This window comes from Pelomonas sp. Root1444, assembly GCF_001426885.1.
Taxonomy (GTDB): Bacteria; Pseudomonadota; Gammaproteobacteria; order Burkholderiales; family Burkholderiaceae_C; genus Pelomonas.
Genome location: NZ_LMFP01000001.1, coordinates 571472 through 589453, shown reverse-complemented (window position 1 = coordinate 589453; position 17982 = coordinate 571472). Strand labels below are relative to the sequence as shown.

Sequence of the window (17982 nt, the reverse complement as noted above, 5' to 3'; positions counted from 1 at the left end):
ACCCTCAGGTGAGATTCATGGGTTGTCCGCTGGCCAGGGCGGAGGCGAGCGCCTCAAGCTGCAGCTCGCGGTTTTGGATCAGGGCAGTCAGAACGGCCCGCTCACGAGCAGCCGCCGCAGCCAAATCTGTGACGAACCTTTGGGTCGCAAGCGGTGGCAGCGGGATCTCGAGTGCCTCGAGCGCTTGCCGGGTCACGCTGAGTTGCAGCGATCCGGAGGCCGCCTGCTGGAGCTGACGTTGCACCGGGCCCTGCCCAACCATCCAGGCAAGGAATGCCGGCATCAGCCGCTCGCGAGCCTTGACCGTCAGGTGGAACAGGTGCGGCCCGCAGACAGCAGGCGCCGGTGGCGAATCAATGCACACCGCGAAGTACCGACTGCCCCTAGACACGAATAGGAGGTCGCCACCGCTCAGCCAGTCCGGCTCCTTACGCCCCACCAGTTCCGTACGGACCGCTGACGACCAGTCGACACCCTCGCCAGGCAGGATGTCCTTCATCTGGACAACGGCGACCGCCCCCTCAGGAAACGCCTCAACCGCGCCCCGAAAGGGGTGTCCGGCGCGGATATGCGCCAGGTCGCCCAATTTCATTTTCAATGCGGCATCGTTCATGTTGCACATCTTAGCGCGATCATGCTAGGATGCAAACGTCGATTTCGCACGCAGCATTAGCGATGACGCACTAAAAGAGACTCTTACAACAACATAAGGAGGCAACCAACGTGAAAAAGGGAACTCTTGACACTTCCCCATTTGGGAAGTCACAATTGAACCATGCCGGGGGGCCAAATCGAGGCCTATGCAACTAGTCAACATACCCATCTTGGAGGAGCTGAAGGCGGCCCATGCAGATGCTCGGGGAGCGCTGGATGCCTGGCGCAAGGAAGTGGAGGGCGCGACTTGGTCATCCCCGCAGGACATCAAGGACCGCTACGCCTCAGCAAGCTTTTTGGGTGGCAACCGGGTCATCTTCAACATCAAGGGCAACAGCTACCGGCTGGTTGTCAAAGTCCGTTTTCAGAACGGCATCGTCATGATCGAGTGGGGCGGCACACACGCCGAGTACGACAAGAAGAACTTCGGCCAGTGAGCCCCAAAGACCCTCGACACCAGGAGAACAACATGAGCACGCAGATTCGAGTACTGAAGACGGACGGCGATCACGCCGTTGCCGTTGCTCGGCTGTCTGAGCTGATGGACATGGACCTCGCAGTGGGATCCGCCGAAGAGGCTGAGTTGGAGCTGTTGGCCCTGCTCATCCAGTCGTACGAACAGACCAAGTTCCCCCCGACGCCGCCGGACCCAATCGACGCCATCTTGTTCCGGATGGATCAACAGCGGCTGGCACACAAGGATCTCGTGCCCTACATCGGCTCGATGTCCAAGGTCTCCGAGGTACTGAGCCGCAAGCGTCCGTTGAGCCTGGCGATGATCCGCCGGCTGCACGCAGGCCTGGGCATACCGGCTGACGTGCTGATCGGCGAAGGGCAAGAGCTGTCGGTTGATTCGACGGTGGACTACACGAAGTTCCCGTTGGCCGAGATGCAGGAACGTGGTCTCTTCGGGCCGAACAAGCGGCCGCTGCAGTCCTTGAAGGAATACGCAGAAGAACTGGTGACGGGCTTCTTTCGGTGCGCGTCAGGCCTGGGCGGACAGCCGGTCATGATGCGTGCGACGCTTCATCAAACAGGGGCCCGCACCATGGACGAGTACGCGTTCAAGGTCTGGCAAGCCTGCGTGCTGCGAAAGGCACGCGCCATGGCTCTCAAAGGCGCGTATCAGCACGGCGTCATCACGTCAGAGTGGATCCGCAACCTGACCCGGCTGTCGACCTTCGAGTCCGGCCCTCTGCTGGCTCAGGAGTACCTCTCCAACCATGGCATCGCGTTGGTCTTTGAGCGGCACTTCGACAAGACCTACCTTGACGGGGCGGCCATGCTGGACGGCGAAGCGCCGATCGTTGCGCTGACGCTTCGGCACGACCGCATCGACAACTTCTGGTTCGCCCTGCTGCACGAACTCATCCACGTCCAGCGGCATTTGACTGCGTCGGATCCGTGCATTGCGGACAACCTGGACGACAAGACTCGAACCAGCGATCAAGAGCTGGAGGCCGATCGAGAGGCCGGAGAAGCCTTGATTCCGGAGGCCGCCTGGGTCAATGCCCCAGTCAGGATCAGCCACTCCACCGAGGACGCGGTCGACCTGGCGCGGCAACTACAGATTCATCCAGCCATCATCGCCGGGCGAGTTCGCAAGGAGACGGAGAACTGGCGCTTGCTGTCAAACCTGATCAGCTCGGCTGGCAAGGTCTCCGACTTGTTCAACAACCAACTGGCCTGCCAGTAAGAAAGGAGGCGCAACAAATGCTGCCGTACAAATAGGAAAGGGCAAGCTTGAGAGCTTGCCCTTAGGGGTGAATCTGACGCGAACGCCCGACTCGGTTTGGCGATTGAGAGTGTGTTTGCGTCGGAGCCCCCAGTCAAGGCTCCCAAGCGATGTCTGTGGTCTTTCGTGGCTGACCAGTCACGGAAAAACGTTCATTTCGCTTTACGAAAGGGGCACCCATGCCCAACGCAAACACCTTCCCTCCTGCCCAAGATGGGCACTTCATCGAGGTCGCTGGCCTCGACCTCGTGTTCAAGCCTGTTCCTCTGGCGGACCACACCCCCACCGGGGCGCAAATTGCCAGCGCAGCAGGCTACAGCGATGCCCAGGTGGTCACCGTTCTCCACCTGCTGGCCAACGGCGAACTGGAAGACATTCGCCCGACCGAAGTGGTGGGCGTTCCGCAACCCGGCGGCCGGTTCGTTGTGGTCGTCACCGACCGCTCGTATAGGCTGACGATTGATGGCAAGCGCATCGATTGGCCAGTGCAGCGGATCTCCGGGAGCATCCTGCGCCACCTCGGCGGCGTTCAGGCGGACAAACTCCTGTACTTGGAGCGTCAGGACAAGGCTGACGTTGTCGTCGAAGACCACGACTTGGTCGATCTCGGCCATGCAGGGGTCGAAGCCTTCTACAGCCGAGCCCCCATTTGGATCCTCAACATTCAGGGCGTCCGCCTCGAGGTGGCTACTCCCACGATCGTTGTCAGTGATGCGATGCGCCAAGCGGGCTTTGACACCAATCAAGGCTGGCACATCTTCCTCAAGGTAGCCGGGCAACCGAAGCAGGAGCTGGAACTCACCTCGGTCGTTGACTTGCGGGCGCCCGGCATCGAAAAGATTCGCTTGACCCCGAAAGACGTGAGCAACGGTGAAGCAGCACAAGCTCTTCGCCGTGACTTCCTGTTGCTGGACGTTGACGAACGCTTCCTCGACGAGCACTTTACCCAGTGGGAGACGGTGCTCGACAACCAGCGGCGCTGGCTGCGGATCTTTGGATATTCGGTTCCCGCGGGCTACAACCAACAGCAGGTCACCTTGGCCCTCGAAGTGCCGCCGACCTACCCCGGGGCGCAAATCGACATGTTCTATGTCTTCCCGAGTCTCGCGCTCAACAGTGGTCAAGCGCTTGAGTGCACGCAGGTACAGGAGGCCATCTGTGGCCAGTCCTACCAGCGGTGGTCACGCCATCGGTCCGATGCCTGGCAGTGGCGACCGGACTCCGACAACGTCGTGACCCACCTTGCCTTGGTCGAGTCGGCGCTGGCCAAAGAGGTGCAGCAATGAACCCGCCCACCAACCTGACGATCACCAATGCAGACCAACGGAAACTGCGAGATCACCTCTTTCCAGGCGATGGTCTTGAGGCAGCCGCCATCTTGCTCTGCGCTCGGACTCCTGGCCCACGAGTGCGCCTGCTCGTGAAGCAGGTCTTGTTGGTGCCGCATTCTGCTTGCAAGGAGCGGCGCTCGGATTACCTGGTTTGGCCGGGGTCCGCGATCGAAGAGGCCATCGACTTGGCGGAAGCTGATGGCCTCTCTTTGGTGCTGACCCACTCGCATCCCGGTGGTCTGTTCGGCTTTTCTCGGCACGACGACCGAAGCGATCTGTTGACGGTGACCAGTCTCTTTCAAGCGCTTGGCGGTCTACACGGCACAGCGATCATGACCCCTGATGGCGCCGTGTTGGCGCGTCTTTACCGGCAGGACTTGTCACCGATCTCGGTCGAGTCTGTGATGGTTGCCGGTGATGAGCTCACCTGGCACTGGGCCGACAGGAAGTTCAGCCCCCGACCAACAGCATTCACCAGCGAGGCGACCCAAGAGCTCGGTCGCCTCAGTGCCTGCGTCATCGGTGTGTCTGGGACGGGCTCGCTTGTCGCGGAGCAACTCGCGCGGTTTGGATTCGGCCAGGTGATCCTCATCGACTTCGACAAGATCGAACCGCGCAACCTGAATCGAATCGTCAACTCGACATTGGCGGACGCCAAGGCTCAGAGATCGAAGGTCGTCGCGTTTGCTGAAGCTGTGACCAGCTACAGGGGTGAGGGGGTCGCCGTACCAGTGAACGCGTCAATCTCGACACGCGAAGCAGTGCTGTGCGCCAGCCAAGCCGACGTGATGTTCTCGTGCGTAGACACCCTTGATGCCCGACAGATCGCAGATCTTTTGGCCGCCAGCTTCTTGATCCCGCTGTTCGACGTAGGGGTCTCGATTCCCACCAGAAGGACGATGGGAGGATTAGCTATCGCTGACGCCTGCGGGCGAATCGACTACGTCCACCCGGGCGGCCCGACGCTTCAAGATCGTGGGGTCTACGATCCCGCCTCGCTGCGCGCGGAGTACCTGCGGCGCACAGCACCGGATGCACACAGGGAAGAGATGCAGGCCGGCTATCTACGCGGCGTCACCGAAGAAGCGCCAGCAGTCATTGCGCTGAACATGAGGGCGGCATCCGCATGCGTGATGGAGTTCATCGCGCGGGCCTACCCGTTTCGCCATGAGTCCAACGCTGCGTACGCCAGAACGCGGTTCAGCCTCGCTGCAAACGAAGAGGAATTCTTCCCGGTTGAGTCGTTCCCGACGACGACCAACCCGCAGTTCGCACGCGGCGACTCGGAGCCGCTCCTGGGGCTACCCGCCCTTCGCGCGCCGAAGTCGAAGGCAATCGCATGAAAGCCAAGAGGCTGTTGCTGAGGCTGTTCGACTTCGTGGCGCCGGCTCGCCGTCTTCAGGTGCTCAGTGGAGACAGCCTGCCTCCGAGGCTGCCGTTCAGGGCCCTCGTGCTGGCGCGGGACGACGATGAAGATTGGTGTGTAGGGATGCGGTGCCCTTGCGGTTGCGGCAGGAAGATCGAACTGTTACTGATCAAAGAGGCGGCACCGCGCTGGGATCTGGTCCTGGACCAGAAAGGTCGCCCATCCTTGACCCCTTCAGTGTGGTTGCGTGACGGCTGTCAATCGCACTTCTGGATCCGCCATGGTCAAGTGCACTGGTGCCCTTAGTTCGAGATTCGACTGGGCGGTCGTCAAGCAGTGGGTTGACCGGGTAATCGCTGAACCTCAGCGCTCTGCGCGCCGACAACAGCACAAAGCGTGAGGGCCCCACTCGGGGCCCTCCGCGTCATGGTCGAACTTGTAACGGAAGCCGTCTCGTTGGACATGTTCGACAGACCCTATTCAAACTCCGACAGACCTATTTCCGTCAGATCATCCTCTATCGAACGCTGACAGCCTTTGTTTTCCGCTGACAATCTTTATTTATACGACCAAAAAAGTCAACGCCTCCTAGCCGTCACTCCACGGTGACCGACTTCGCGAGATTGCGCGGCTTGTCCACATCCGTCCCCCGCGCGCACGCCGTGTGATACGCCAGCAGCTGCAGCGGCACCACATGCAGGATGGGCGACAACGCCCCGTAGTGTTCGGGCATGCGGATGACATGAAGGCCGGCTTCGCTCTCGATGGCCGTGTCGCCGTCGGCGAAGACGTAGAGCTGGCCGCCGCGGGCGCGGACTTCCTGCATGTTGCTCTTGAGCTTTTCCAGCAGCGCATCGTTGGGCGCCACGGTCACCACCGGCATCTCGGCCGTCACCAGCGCCAGCGGGCCGTGCTTGAGTTCGCCGGCCGGGTAGGCCTCGGCGTGGATGTAGCTGATCTCCTTGAGCTTGAGCGCGCCTTCCAGCGCGATCGGGTAATGCAGGCCGCGGCCGAGGAAGAGCGCGTTTTCCTTGCGGGCGAACTCCTCGCTCCACGCAATGACCTGGGGCTCCAGCGCCAGCACCGCCTGCACCGCCACGGGCAGGTGCCGCAGGTCCTTCAGGTGGCGCGCTTCGTCGTCTTCGCTGAGGTGGCCGCGGGTCTGCGCCAGCGCCAGCGTCAGCAGGAAGAGGCCCACGAGCTGGGTGGTGAAGGCCTTGGTGGACGCGACGCCGATCTCGGCACCGGCGCGGGTGATGTAGGCCAACTCGCACTCGCGCACCATGGCGCTGGTGGAGACGTTGCAGATGGTCAGCGTGTGCTTCATGCCCTGGGCGCGGGCGTGCTTCAGCGCGGCGAGGGTGTCGGCGGTCTCGCCGCTTTGGCTGATGGTGACGACCAGCGTGCGCGGGTTGGGCACGCTGTCGCGGTAGCGGTACTCGCTGGCGATCTCGACGCTGGTCGGGATCTTGGCGATGCTCTCCAGCCAGTACTTGGCGGTGGAGCCGGAGTAGTAGCTGGTGCCGCAGGCCAGGATGAGGACGTTGTCGATGTCCTTGAAGATGCGGTAGGCGCCGTCGCCGAAGAGTTCGGGGCTGATGCCGGTGATGGCTTCGAGCGTGTTGGCGATGGCCGTGGGCTGCTCGAAGATTTCCTTCTGCATGTAGTGCCGGTAGGGGCCCAGTTCGGCCGCGCCGCTGTGGGCGTGCACGGTCTTGACCTCGCGCTGCACGGCCTGGTAGCGGCCGGTCGCGGTGTCCAGGCGGCTGAGCCAGTAGCGGCCCAGCTGCAGGTCGACGACGTCGCCCTCTTCCAGGTAGACGATCTGGTTGGTCACGCCGGCCAGCGCCATCGCGTCGGAGGCGACGAAGTTCTCCTGCTCGCCCACGCCCAACACCAGCGGCGAGCCCTCGCGCGCGGCGACGACGCGGTGCGGCTCGTCACGGCAGAACACGGCCACGGCGTAGGCGCCCTTCAGGCGCGGCAGGGCCTGCTGCACGGCGTCGAGCAGGTCGCCGCTGTAGAGGTGGTCGACGAGGTGGGCGATGACCTCGGTATCGGTCTGGCTGTTGAACTGGTAGCCCCGGGCCTTCAGCTCGGCGCGCAGCTCGTCGTGGTTTTCGATGATGCCGTTGTGGACCAGCGCGATGCGGCCGATGCTGTCGGCGCTGGCGTTGGGGCCGGCAGAGAAATGCGGGTGGGCGTTGTGCACCGCCGGGGCGCCATGCGTGGCCCAGCGGGTGTGGGCGATGCCGGTGCCGGCGGAAATACCGTCCTCGGCGGCCTGGGCCTGCAGCTCGGCCACGCGCGAGGTGCTGCGCGCGCGGCGCAGGCCGCCGTCCTGGTGCACGGCCACGCCGCAGGAGTCATAGCCGCGGTACTCGAGCCGCTTCAGGCCTTCGACGAGGATGGGGACGATATTGCGCTGACTGACTGCGCCGACGATGCCGCACATGAGGTTCTCCTTTGAGGAGCAGGCATGCTAGGCAGGTCGAGTTGGCATATGCGTGCAAATTTCATATTATTATGAATGAAAATTTCCCTCCTGGTTCCAAGTGAAATTTTCATTCAAAATCTAAATATCAATGAATGAATTCGACGCCATCGATTTGCGCCTGCTGGACGCGCTGCAGTCAGACGCCTCACTGAGCAACCAGGACCTGGCCGCCGGCATCGCCGTGTCGCCCGCCACCTGCCTGCGCCGCGTCAAGCGCCTGGCGGACGCCGGCGTCATCGAGCGCCGGGTCGCCCTGCTGTCGGCCGACAAGCTGGGCGCCGGCCTGTCGGCCATCCTGGAGATCACGCTGGACCGCCAAGGCGCCGAGCACCTGGACGCCTTCGAGGCGCGCGCCGTGCAGGAAGCCGCCGTGCAGCAATGCTGGCGCGTGTCGCCGGGGCCGGACTTCGTGCTCGTCGTGCAGGTGGCCGACATGCCGGCCTACCACGCGCTGACGCAGCGTCTGCTGACCCAGGACGCCAACGTGCGCAACATCAAGGCCTTCTTCAGCGTGAAGCGGGCCAAGTTCGACACCCGCATCACGCTTCCCACGCCTCGCGGCTAACAGCGGGCCGAGCGCCGGGCCGCCCCCGTTCCCACGGGGGCAGTTCACCGCTTCAGGATCCCCAGGCCCTTGAGGTAGTCGCCCTCGGGGAAGCAGACCGTCTGCGGATGGTCGGCCGCGGCCGACAGGCGCTCGACGATGTAGCCGTCCACGCCGGCGTCCAGGCCCGCGCCCGCCACGATCTTGTGGAACAGGTCTGGCGAGATGCCGCCCGAGCACGAGAAGGTGTACAGCAGGCCGCCGTCGTTCAGCAGCATGAAGGCCAGCCGGTTGATGTCCTTGTAGGCACGGGCCGCGCGCTCGGCGTGGGCTGCCGTTGGCGCGAACTTGGGCGGGTCGAGCACGATGGCGTCGAAGCGCCGGCCCTCCTGCAAGCAGCGGCGCAGCGTGGCGTTGACGTCGGCGTCCCAGGCTTCGTGGCGGTTCGCGGCGAAGCCGTTCAGCGCGACATGCGCTTTGGCGCGTTCCAGCGCGGGGCCGGAGGAATCGACGCTGACGACCTGCGTCGCGCCGCCCGCCAGCGCCGCGACCGAGAAGCCGCCGGTGTAGCTGAAGCAGTTCAGCACCGTCTTCACGCCGTACTGCTTCACCGCATCGGCGAAGCGGCTGCGGCTGTCGCGCTGGTCGAGGTAGTAACCGGTCTTGTGGCCTTCGGCGACGTCCAGCGTGAGCTGCCACTCGTGTTCGCGGATGGTCAGTGCAGTTGCACCGTCACCCCGCAGCCAGCCGGTGTGCACGGGCAGGCCTTCCCACTCGCGGGCCTGCGCGTCGGATCGCTCGTACAGGCGCGTGAGGCCGGTCGCGGCCAGCAGCGCGTCCGCGATGACGGTCTTCCAGCGCTCGGCACCGGCGCTGCCGAACTGCGCCACCAACGTGTCGCCATAACGGTCGACCACCAGACCGGGCAGGCCATCGGCCTCGCCGTGGATCAGCCGCCAGGCGTCGGACGCTATGGCGAGCCGCGCGCGCATCGCGATGGCCTGCTCGATGCGGCGCTGGAAGAACCCCGCGTCGATGCGCTCGGCCTCGTCGAAGCTCCAGGCGCGCAGGCGGATCAGCGACTTGGGGCTGAACGCGGCCCAGGCCAGGAACTGCCCGTCGGCCGACTCGACACGCACCGTCTCGCCCGAATCGCCGCCGCCGCGCGCGATGGAACTCTCGAACACCCAGGGGTGGCGCTTGAGGAGCGAGCGCTCCTTGCCCGGGCGAAGGGAGACCTTTTTCATCGCTGCAGCGTGCCGAAGGCGTAGCTCAGCTGCAGGTGCGACAGCGGCGTGGACTGGTCGCTGCCGCGGATGGTGCGGAACTGGCCCACGCCCGCGCGCAGGCGCAGCCGCTCGGCGACCTGCCACTGCGCCCACACCTCGGCCTGCGTCACCGCGCCGCCGCCCACCTTCACGCCGCCGCCACCGGCCGCGCCGACCAGCCATTCGGCGCCGACGCGCATGCGGCCCCACAGCGGGTCGCTCTGCACGCCGACGCCGAACAGGCCGAAGGAATAGGCGCCCGCGCTGCCCGCCGCCGCGCTGCCGGCCTGCGCCGTGCCGTAGAAGCGCGGCGAGAACTCGCGCGACATGTTCACGGCCAGGTGGCTGACGGCCTCCTGGCGGCCGTCCTTGAAGCGCATGCGCGGCACGTGCATGACGCTGGCACCGAGCTGCTGCACGCGCACCGTGCCGCCCGGGTCGTCGGCGATCAGCGTCGGCGTGCGGTCCAGCGGCATGCTCAACGCGGCGCGCACGTACGGCGCGGTGTAGGCGCCGCTGGGCGCATGCGTCACGCCGGCGTCCAGTCGCAGGCTCGGCCCCCAGGGTGTGATCCAGCGCAGCGTCGGCCCGGCGCGCAGCAGCCAGCCGTTGCCGCTGTCGACATTGCCGCCGCCGCCCAGGCCCGCACCAAGCTGGCCGCCGATGCGCAGCCGCGGCGTGCCGAACGGCGCCCAGTCCTGGCCGATCTGGCCCAGCACTTCCATGTAGCCGTCGACACCGCCCTTGGCCGCGCCGGACGCCTCGACGCCCCACCAGCTGCCGTCGGCGATGTACTGGCGCAGCTCGGCGCCGGCCTTGCCGACCTTGCCCGCGTACGGCGTGCCGCCGCGCGTGCGGCTGGAGGCGCGGGGCTTTTCCATGCCGCCGGTCAGCGTGATCTCGTCGAAGCCCAGGCCCGAGCGCCGGCCCGCGCGGCCGGATTTGCCGGCGTCGTCGGGCGAGAAGCTGATGAAGTCCATCGAGCGGCCCACCGTGAACGCCACGCCCACACCGCTCTTCACGTTGCCGCTCGGGAAGCGGATCTGCGAGACGCCGACACCCGTGTACCAGCCCTTGTTCTCGGTGCGCAGCGACAGCTCGGGGCGCAGCATCAGGCCGCCGCCGAAGCGCATCTGCTGGCTGGACAGGCCGCCACCCGCGCCCACGTACAGGCTGGCCGCCAGGTGCGTGTTGCCCGACAGCCGCCAGCGCCGCTGGCCGGTAAAGCCGACCGTGAAGATGCCGCCGTAGTTGCCCTTGGCCGTGCCGTAGAAGCCGGGGCCGAAGCCCCAGTCGTCGTCATAGGCCATCAGGTAGCTCAGTGACGCGAAGGCCGTGCGGCCGCCGTCGGGCATCTTCATGCGCGTCCAGTTGGCCTCGACGGCCGCGGGGCGCACGGTGTTCAGCCGCGCCGGGTTGGCGAAGGGGGCGTCATCGGGCGTGGCCAGCGCGCAGGCCGGCACCAGTGCCACCAGCGTGGCGAGTCGAAAACTCATTTCTTGGCTCGCGGATGTGCGGCGTCGTAGATGCGCGCGAGGTGTTGGTGATCCAGTTGCGTGTAGACCTGGGTCGTCGTGATGTGGGCGTGGCCCAGCAGCTCCTGCACGGCGCGCAGGTCGCCGCTGGACTGCAGCAGGTGGGACGCGAAGCTGTGCCGCAGCATGTGCGGGTGCACGTGGGCCGGTGTGCCGGCGGCCACGGCGCGCGCCGACAGCATGCTGCGCAGCGTCGACCCGGCCACGCGGTGGCCGCGCGCGCCGACGAACAAGGCTGCCTCGCCCGCCGCCGCGCGCTGCGGGCGCACGGCGAGCCAGCTTCGCAGCGCCTCGGCCGCGGCCTTGCCCAGCGGCGTGCTGCGGCGCTTGCCGCCCTTGCCCAGCACGTGCACCTCGGCGGATTCGAGGTCCACCCAGCCGGCCGCGCTGCCACTGGCCTGCACGTCCAGGCCGATCAGCTCGGCCGCGCGCAGGCCGGCGCCGTACAGCAGCTCGACCATCGCGCGGTCGCGCGCCTCCAGCACCGGATCGGCCGGCGCCTCGGGCGTGAAGGTGGCCAGCTGCACCGCGTCGTCCACGCCCAGCGCCTTGGGCAGCGGCTTGGGCGCCTTGGGCGCACGCAGGCCGTCGAACGGGTTCAGCGCGACGCGGCCCTGCAGCCCCATCCAGCGGTAGCAGCTGCGCCAGACCGACAGCAGCAGCGCGATGGACTTGGGCGCCAGGCCCTCGCGATGCAGCAGCGCGGCCAGGCGCCTGGCCTGGGCGATGCCCAGCGTGCGGGCGTCGATGGCCGTCTCGGCCAGCATGGCCTGCAGGCGCTCCAGGCCGTCCGTGTAGATGCGCAGCGTGCGCGGACTCAGGCGCTGCTGCACGCGGGCGTGCTGCAGGAACTCCTCGTAGTCCGCGAGCAGCCCGCTCATGCGGCCAACAAGCCCGCCAGACCGGCGCTGGCGATCTCGCCCACGCGGTTCAGGAAGTCCGTGCCCATCTCGGCCGTGTAGCGCGTCGGGTCCGGCGAGCCCAGCACCAGCAGGCCGAAGGGCTTGCCTTCGTTGGCGTTGGGCTGGCTCAGCGGGATCAGCGCCAGCGACGTCGCCGTGCCGCCGCTCTCAGACAGGCCCAGCCAGCGCGCCGCCTCGAAGCCCGAGTTCACGCCGCAGTACGGCTGGCTCAGGCTGGACGCGAAGCTGCGCACGTCGGGGCTGACCGACGCCGCGAACTCGGCCGTCTCGTGCTCGGGCGCCACGCCCCACAGGCGCAGGCTGGCCTGCGGGATCATGAACTGGTGGCGCAGCTCGGACAGCAGCACCTCGGGCAGCTCGGCCGGCGTGCCGGCGGCGCGCATGACGGCCAGCGTCCAGCGGTGCAGGCGGTCGGCGATGGCCACGTTGTCCTGGCCGTTGCGGATCATGTCGATGATGCGCATCTCCAGGCCCTTGATCTTGTCGCGCAGCATCTCGGCCTGGCGCTCCTGCAGCGACACGGCGCGGGCACCGTGCGGATGCTGCAGCTGCACGCTGGCCAGCAGCGCCGCGTGGCGCTCGAAGAAGCCGGGTGTGGCCGCCAGGTAGTTGGCGATGTCGGTTTCGGTGATGCCTTGCACCGCGTCGGCGGCCGGGTTGGAACTCACAGCGTGATCTCTCCGTCAAAAACTTTCACAGCGGGGCCGGTCATCAGCACCGGGCTCTGGCCACCGGCCCATTCGATGCGCAGCAGGCCGCCGCGGGTCTGCACTTCCACCGCCGCGTCCAGCCAGCCGGCGCGGATGCCGGCCACCACCGCGGCGCAGGCGCCCGTGCCGCAGGCCAGCGTCTCGCCGGCGTCGCGCTCGTACACGCGCAGCGCAATGCGGTCGCGCGCCAGCACCTGCATGAAGCCGGCGTTGACGCGCTTGGCAAAGCGCGCATCGCGCTCGATCAGCGGGCCCAGCGTCAGCACCGGCGCGGCCTCGACATCGTCGACGCGCTGCACCGCATGCGGGTTGCCCATGGACACGACGCCGACCTCCACGCCCTGCACGGGCCACAGCGCGAAGCCGTTTTCCAGTCGCGGCTGCAGCCCGCGGGTGTCGAACGGCAGCGCCGCGGGGTCGAACACCGGCGGGCCCATGTCCACCGTCACGCGGCCGTCGTCCTGCAGCTTGAGCAGCAGGCGGCGGTTCATCGTGTCGACATGGATCTCGCGCTTGTCCGTCAGCCCGGCATCGACGACGAAGCGCACGAAGCAGCGCGAGCCGTTGCCGCAGTGCTCCACCTCGTCGCCGGTGTTGTTGAAGATGCGGTAGCGGAAGTCCGCGCCGGCGTCGGTGCTGGGCTCGATGACGAGGATCTGGTCGCAGCCGACGCCGAAGCGGCGGTCGCCCAGCAGGCGCATCTGCTCGCGGCTCAGCGCGAACGGCTCGCGGGTCGCGTCGATGACGACGAAGTCGTTGCCCGCGCCGTGCATCTTGGTGAAGCGCAATCTCATGCGGCCGATTATCAGGGAGGGCCTGCCAGGGCCTTCTCGATCGCGGCGGCAAGTTCCGCCTCGCCGCCCTCGCCTTCGTGGCGGTAGACGACCCGGCCTTGCCTGTCGATGAGCCACGCCGCGGGCCAGTAGCGGTTGCCGAACGACTGCCAGATGCGGTAGTCGTTGTCCTGCACCACCGGGTAGTGCAGGCCCAGGCGCTTGACGGCGGCACTGACGCTGTCCAGCGGCCGCTCGTGCGCGAACTCGGGCGTGTGCACGCCGACGACGACCAGGCCCTGTGCCGCATAGCGCTGGTGCAGGCGCTCGACGACGGGCACGCTGCGCAGGCAGTTGACGCAGTCCCAGGTCCAGAAGTCGATCAACACCGCCTTGCCGCGCAGGTCCTGCAGCTTCAGCGGCGGGCTGTTGAGCCAGGCGCCAGTGCCGCTCAGCTCGGGGGCGGGCTTGCCGACGACCTGCGTCTGGGCCGACGCCGCCGGGCCGGTGAGCGCCGCCACCCAGGCCGAGCTGACATCGGCCAGGCTGGCGCCAGCCAGCGCCATGATGAGCACGCCCAGCGCCTGGCGGAACCGCGCGGCGGCGCCGGCCCAGCTGCGCAGCCGCTGCGCCAGGCGCTGGCCACCATAGGCCACGGCCAGCATCGGCCCGCCCGCGCCGGCCGCGTAGGCGACCAGCAGCCCGGCCGCCTGCGCGGGGTCCGCCGCGCTGGCCACGAGCGCCAGGATGGTGGCGAGCGCCGGGCCGGCGCAAGGCGTCCACAGCGCGCCCAGGCTGGCGCCGAGCGCGAGCGCACCCAGCCGCCCGCCGCCTTGGCCAACGCGCTGCGCCACGTCCGCCACGCGGCCGAGCGGCAGCGACAGCTTCCCCCACAGCGCCGGCCACAGCAGCAGCAGGCCCATCGCCAGCAGCAGCACCGCGGCGGCGTCGCGCACGGCACCGGCCGACAGCCCCAGCGCCGTGGCCGACGCGCTGAAGGCCAGTGCCAGCGCGCTGAAGGCACCAATGAAGCCCAGCACGATGAGCGGCGGCCGCCAGGGGTCGGGCCGGCCCCAGCTGCTGCCGAGCAGCGCGGGCAGCAGGGGCAGCACGCACGGGCTGGCCACGGTGGCGAGGCCGGCGCCGAACGCGGCCGTCAAGGGCAGCAGCGCGGTCATTGCGTGGCCTCCGCGACGCGCTGCCAGGCCTGCGTCTTGCCGAACAGCGGCAGGCCGACATAGGCGCGCAGCTTCAACTCACCGGCTGCGCCAATGGACATCAGGCAGTCGTAGGTCTTGCCGTTCTCGCGGTTGAAGATGCGGCCGCGCCATTCGGTCGCCAGGCGTTGGCCGTCCGGCGCCGTGACGGTGTCCGACGGCAGGAAGCCGCTGAGGATGCCCATGCCCTGCTGCGCCGGCTGGGCGCCATCGGCCATCGCCTCGCCGGGCCGGCTCATGGACTGGTTGGCGATGACGCGCGCCACCTTGCCGCACAGCGCCGCGCCGCAAGGCTCGATGCGCACCTCCAGGTTGCCGCTGGCCGTGAGCCACAGGCCGCGCGGGTCCGCGTCGGCACGGGTGATGCCGCTGGCCAGCAGGGCGGCGGCGAGAAGAAGAGCGGTTCGCATGGGACACCTCGTTCGAATGGAAGGAGGCGCCATTGCAGGCGGCCGCGGTATCGCCGGAATGTCGATGTGTCTCCGGCCGACACGCGGCGCCGGCGCAGACAAAGAGCGATACAAATCGGCCGGGGGTGTCGGCTATGGTGCGGCCCCATGGACCCGCGCCCCGACCACCTGCTGCTCGTCGACGACGACCGCCAGCTGCTGGCGCTGCTGGCCGACTACCTGCGCGCCGCCGGCTACCGCGTCAGCACCGCCACCCAGGGCCGCGAGATGCGTGCCGTGCTCGCCGCCGAGCAGATCGACCTCGTCGTGCTGGACCTGATGCTGCCGGGCGAGGACGGCTTGAGCCTGTGCCGCGACCTGCGCGCCCGCGAGGCCGAGCCGCTGCCCATCCTGATGCTGACCGCGCGCGGCGACGAGGCCGACCGCGTGCTGGGGCTGGAGATGGGGGCCGACGACTATCTCGCCAAACCATTCGCCACGCGGGAGCTGCTGGCGCGCATCCGCGCCGTGCTGCGCCGCACGCGCCAGCTGCCGCCGCGCCTGACACCGCAGCGCCAGGCCAAGCGGCTGGCCTTCAACGACTGGGTGCTGGACACGACGGCGCGCCACCTGCTCGATGCGGCCGGCACGCTGGTGCCGCTGACTGGCGGCGAATACCGGCTGCTGCGCACGCTGCTCGACCATCCGCAGCGCGTGCTCAGCCGCGACCAGTTGCTCAACCTCACGCAGGGCCGCGACGCCGACCCCTTCGACCGCTCCATCGACCTGCTGGTGAGCCGCCTGCGGCGCCGGCTGCGCGATGACGCGAAGGAGGCGCGGCTCGTGAAGACGGTGCGCAACGAGGGTTATGTGTTCTGCGCGACCGTCGAGGCCGTGGAATGAGCCTGGCCGCGCGCATCGTCGGCCTGTTCGTCGCCGGCCTGCTGCTGGCCTACGGCCTGGCCAGCCTGGCCTGGCTGCACGAGCGCCGCGAGGCGATGGGCCGCATGATGACCACCTACCTCGGCCGTGACGTGGCAACTGCCGTGGCCGTGCTGGAGCGGCTGCCCGAGGCCGAGCGCGCGGGCTGGCTGCCGAAGCTGGCGCGGGCCAACTACCGCTACGAACTGGGCGCGGCACCGGCCGATTTCGCCCCCTCGGAGACGGCCAGCGCGTTGGCCCAGGCCATCGGCCAGGAGCTTGGTGCCGCGCGCGTCAGGGCATACGGCGCGCGGCCCGATGGCGAACTGGTCTTTGCGCTGAAGCTGGCCGACGGCGCGCCGCTGACGCTGCGTGCGCCGCCGCCGCGGCTGATGCTGTCGGGCGCGACGCTGGCGTTGCTGGCCATTCAGATCGTCGTGCTGGCCCTGTGCGGCGCGGCGGCGGTGCGCCTGGCCACCCGGCCACTGCGCCGGCTGGCCGACGCGGCCGGGCGGCTCGGCGACAACCCGGCCACCGCGCCGCTGGACGAGGCCGGCCCGCGCGAAGTGGCCGCCGCCGCGCGCGCCTTCAACGCCATGCAGGCGCGCATTGCCGGGCACCTGCGCGAGCGCGCCCAGATCCTCGCCGCCATCACGCACGACCTGCAGACGCCGCTGACCCGCATGCGGTTGCGCAGCGAACTGCTGGCCGACGACGAAGCCCGCGACAAGCTGATGGCCGACATCGACGAGATGCGCGGCCTGGTGGCCGAGGGCCTGCACTACGCCGCCAGCGCGCACGCGGCCGAGGAGGCGCCGCAGGCCGTCGACCTGATCGCGCTGCTGGACGGCCTGGCCTGCGACGCGCAGGACGCCGGCCAGGCGGTCAGCTTCGAGGCGCCTGCGTCGCTGCCGCCCGTCATGACGCGGCCGCGCGCGCTGCGCCGCATCGTCGGCAACCTGCTCGACAACGCGGTCAAGTTCGCGGGTGCGGCCGAACTGGTCGTCACGCCGGGCGACGCTGTGCTGCGCATCGCCGTGCTCGACCGCGGCCCCGGCATACCGACGGCACAACTGCAGGCGGCGCTGCAACCTTTCGTGCGCCTGGAGGCCTCGCGCAACCGCGACAGCGGCGGCACCGGCCTGGGCCTGGCCATCGCCCAGCGTCTGGCGCAGGCGCTCGGCGCGACGCTGGAACTGCTGCCCCGCGAGGGCGGCGGGCTGGAGGCCCGGCTCAGCCTTGCGCGGTAGGCGGCGCCGCGCCGATGTCCAGCCCGCGCGGGGACTTGTAGCGGTGGTAGCCCCACAGGTACTGCCCCGGCGCGCGGCGGATCAGGCTCTCCATCGCGGCGTTGACGGCCGCCGCGGCTTCCTCGGCCGACGCTTCCTTGGCAATCTGCGGCGCCGGCAGCACGTGCACGACAAAGCCCTGCCCGCCCGGCAACCGCTCACCCCAGATCAGCAGCAGCGCCGCGCCGGTCTGCTGAACCAGGCGCGCCGCCAGCGTCATCGTGTACGCCGGGCGCCCGAAGAACGGCGCCCACACGCCCAGGCCGTCGGGCGGCACCTGGTCGGGCAGCAGGCCGATGACCTCGCCCTTGCGCAGCGCGCGGATCATCTGGCGCACGCCCGCCAACGACGCCGGCGCCGTGGCGAGGCCCGGCCGCTCGCGTGAACCGGCCATCACGTCACGCAGCGAAGCCTGGCGCGCCGGGCGGTAGAGCACGGTGATGGGGGCCTCGGGCGTCGTGAAGCGTTCGGCGATCGCCTGGGCGCAGATCTCGAAGCAGCCCATGTGCGGCGTCAGCATCACGAGGCCGCGCTTTTGTTCGAGGGCCGCCGCGATCAGCTCGCCGCCGTCCCAGCGCAGCTTGTCGCCAAGCGGCTGGCCGCGGGTGGCCACCCACAGCCACGGCAGCTCCGCCGCCATGCGCCCCGCCGCCGCGATCGCCGGCCGTGCCTCGGCCCACGCCACGCCGGCCTGCGCCACGTTGGCCTTGAAGCGGCGCCGGTAGGTGGGAGACGCGAAATAGACCAGCCACCCCAGCGCGGCGCCCAAAGCGTGCAATAACGCCAGCGGAAATCGGGATAAAAAGCGGAAGACCCAGCCCATGTTTTCT

At 68.3% G+C, this 17982-nt stretch carries 18 protein-coding genes; 8 read left to right on the top strand and 10 right to left on the bottom strand.

All coding sequences use genetic code 11. The features are described from left to right. Positions 1 to 4 precede the first annotated feature (4 nt). A complete protein-coding gene (locus ASD35_RS02620; protein WP_056873416.1) occupies positions 5 to 613 on the bottom strand; it encodes a restriction endonuclease subunit S in 609 nt (202 codons plus the stop codon). 187 nt (positions 614 to 800) lie between these two features. Here ASD35_RS02620 and ASD35_RS02615 point away from each other — a divergent pair, with 187 nt between their 5' ends. From ASD35_RS02615 to ASD35_RS28290, 5 genes are all read left to right on the top strand, one after another. Beyond that, entirely contained in the window at positions 801 to 1091 is a 291-nt protein-coding gene (locus ASD35_RS02615; RefSeq protein ID WP_056873335.1) for a type II toxin-antitoxin system HigB family toxin, read from the top strand. 32 nt (positions 1092 to 1123) lie between these two features. Next, a complete protein-coding gene (locus ASD35_RS02610; RefSeq protein WP_056873334.1) occupies positions 1124 to 2350 on the top strand; it encodes an ImmA/IrrE family metallo-endopeptidase in 1227 nt (408 codons plus the stop codon). Positions 2351 to 2568: 218 nt separating this feature from the next. Then, the gene (locus tag ASD35_RS02605) at positions 2569 to 3675 is read left to right on the top strand and encodes a multiubiquitin domain-containing protein (protein ID WP_056873333.1); all 1107 of its coding nucleotides are present in this window, start codon (positions 2569 to 2571) and stop codon (positions 3673 to 3675) included. Beyond that, positions 3672 to 5063 carry a ThiF family adenylyltransferase gene (locus tag ASD35_RS02600; RefSeq protein WP_056873332.1) on the top strand — a complete coding sequence of 464 codons (1392 nt, stop codon included), beginning with the start codon at positions 3672 to 3674 and terminating at the stop codon, positions 5061 to 5063. The genes ASD35_RS02605 and ASD35_RS02600 overlap by 4 nt, the downstream gene beginning before the upstream one ends. Then, positions 5060 to 5392, top strand: coding sequence for a DUF6527 family protein (locus ASD35_RS28290; protein WP_082579828.1), 333 nt, complete (start codon positions 5060 to 5062; stop codon positions 5390 to 5392). Before ASD35_RS02600 ends, ASD35_RS28290 begins: the two co-directional genes overlap by 4 nt. A gap of 289 nt (positions 5393 to 5681) precedes the next feature. On the opposite strand, the gene glmS is transcribed toward ASD35_RS28290, so the two are convergent. Beyond that, the gene (gene glmS, locus ASD35_RS02595) at positions 5682 to 7541 is read right to left on the bottom strand and encodes a glutamine--fructose-6-phosphate transaminase (isomerizing) (protein WP_056873331.1); all 1860 of its coding nucleotides are present in this window, start codon (positions 7539 to 7541) and stop codon (positions 5682 to 5684) included. 130 nt (positions 7542 to 7671) lie between these two features. Here glmS and ASD35_RS02590 point away from each other — a divergent pair, with 130 nt between their 5' ends. Continuing rightward, positions 7672 to 8148, top strand: a complete 477-nt coding sequence (locus ASD35_RS02590; protein WP_056873330.1) for an Lrp/AsnC family transcriptional regulator — start codon at positions 7672 to 7674, stop codon at positions 8146 to 8148. Between the two features lie 44 nt (positions 8149 to 8192). Here the strand turns inward: ASD35_RS02590 and ASD35_RS02585 are convergent, their stop codons facing one another. From ASD35_RS02585 to ASD35_RS02555, 7 genes are read right to left on the bottom strand one after another with little or no spacing between them, the layout of a single operon-like run. Next, the gene (locus ASD35_RS02585) at positions 8193 to 9374 is read right to left on the bottom strand and encodes a class I SAM-dependent rRNA methyltransferase (RefSeq protein ID WP_056873329.1); all 1182 of its coding nucleotides are present in this window, start codon (positions 9372 to 9374) and stop codon (positions 8193 to 8195) included. Next, positions 9371 to 10891, bottom strand: coding sequence for a hypothetical protein (locus tag ASD35_RS02580; protein ID WP_056873328.1), 1521 nt, complete (start codon positions 10889 to 10891; stop codon positions 9371 to 9373). Before ASD35_RS02580 ends, ASD35_RS02585 begins: the two co-directional genes overlap by 4 nt. Further along, a complete protein-coding gene (locus tag ASD35_RS02575; RefSeq protein ID WP_056873327.1) occupies positions 10888 to 11811 on the bottom strand; it encodes a tyrosine-type recombinase/integrase in 924 nt (307 codons plus the stop codon). Before ASD35_RS02575 ends, ASD35_RS02580 begins: the two co-directional genes overlap by 4 nt. Further along, positions 11808 to 12521: a DUF484 family protein gene (locus tag ASD35_RS02570; RefSeq protein WP_056873326.1), complete on the bottom strand. Its 714-nt coding sequence runs from the start codon at positions 12519 to 12521 to the stop codon at positions 11808 to 11810. The genes ASD35_RS02575 and ASD35_RS02570 overlap by 4 nt, the downstream gene beginning before the upstream one ends. Beyond that, the gene (gene dapF / locus ASD35_RS02565) at positions 12518 to 13357 is read right to left on the bottom strand and encodes a diaminopimelate epimerase (protein ID WP_056873325.1); all 840 of its coding nucleotides are present in this window, start codon (positions 13355 to 13357) and stop codon (positions 12518 to 12520) included. Before dapF ends, ASD35_RS02570 begins: the two co-directional genes overlap by 4 nt. Positions 13358 to 13368: 11 nt before the next feature. Then, positions 13369 to 14514: a cytochrome c biogenesis protein/redoxin gene (locus tag ASD35_RS02560; protein ID WP_056873324.1), complete on the bottom strand. Its 1146-nt coding sequence runs from the start codon at positions 14512 to 14514 to the stop codon at positions 13369 to 13371. Beyond that, a complete protein-coding gene (locus ASD35_RS02555) occupies positions 14511 to 14963 on the bottom strand; it encodes a DUF2147 domain-containing protein (RefSeq protein ID WP_056873323.1) in 453 nt (150 codons plus the stop codon). Before ASD35_RS02555 ends, ASD35_RS02560 begins: the two co-directional genes overlap by 4 nt. A 147-nt stretch (positions 14964 to 15110) precedes the next feature. Between ASD35_RS02555 and ASD35_RS02550 the strand changes: the two genes are divergently transcribed. After that, positions 15111 to 15845 carry a response regulator gene (locus tag ASD35_RS02550; RefSeq protein ID WP_056873322.1) on the top strand — a complete coding sequence of 245 codons (735 nt, stop codon included), beginning with the start codon at positions 15111 to 15113 and terminating at the stop codon, positions 15843 to 15845. Next, complete coding sequence (locus ASD35_RS02545) at positions 15842 to 17113, top strand: HAMP domain-containing sensor histidine kinase (protein WP_056873321.1); 1272 nt, start codon at positions 15842 to 15844, stop codon at positions 17111 to 17113. Before ASD35_RS02550 ends, ASD35_RS02545 begins: the two co-directional genes overlap by 4 nt. On the opposite strand, the gene ASD35_RS02540 is transcribed toward ASD35_RS02545, so the two are convergent. After that, a complete protein-coding gene (locus ASD35_RS02540) occupies positions 17097 to 17975 on the bottom strand; it encodes a lysophospholipid acyltransferase family protein (protein WP_056873320.1) in 879 nt (292 codons plus the stop codon). The two genes, ASD35_RS02545 and ASD35_RS02540, sit on opposite strands and share 17 nt — an antisense overlap. Positions 17976 to 17982: the final 7 nt, after the last annotated feature.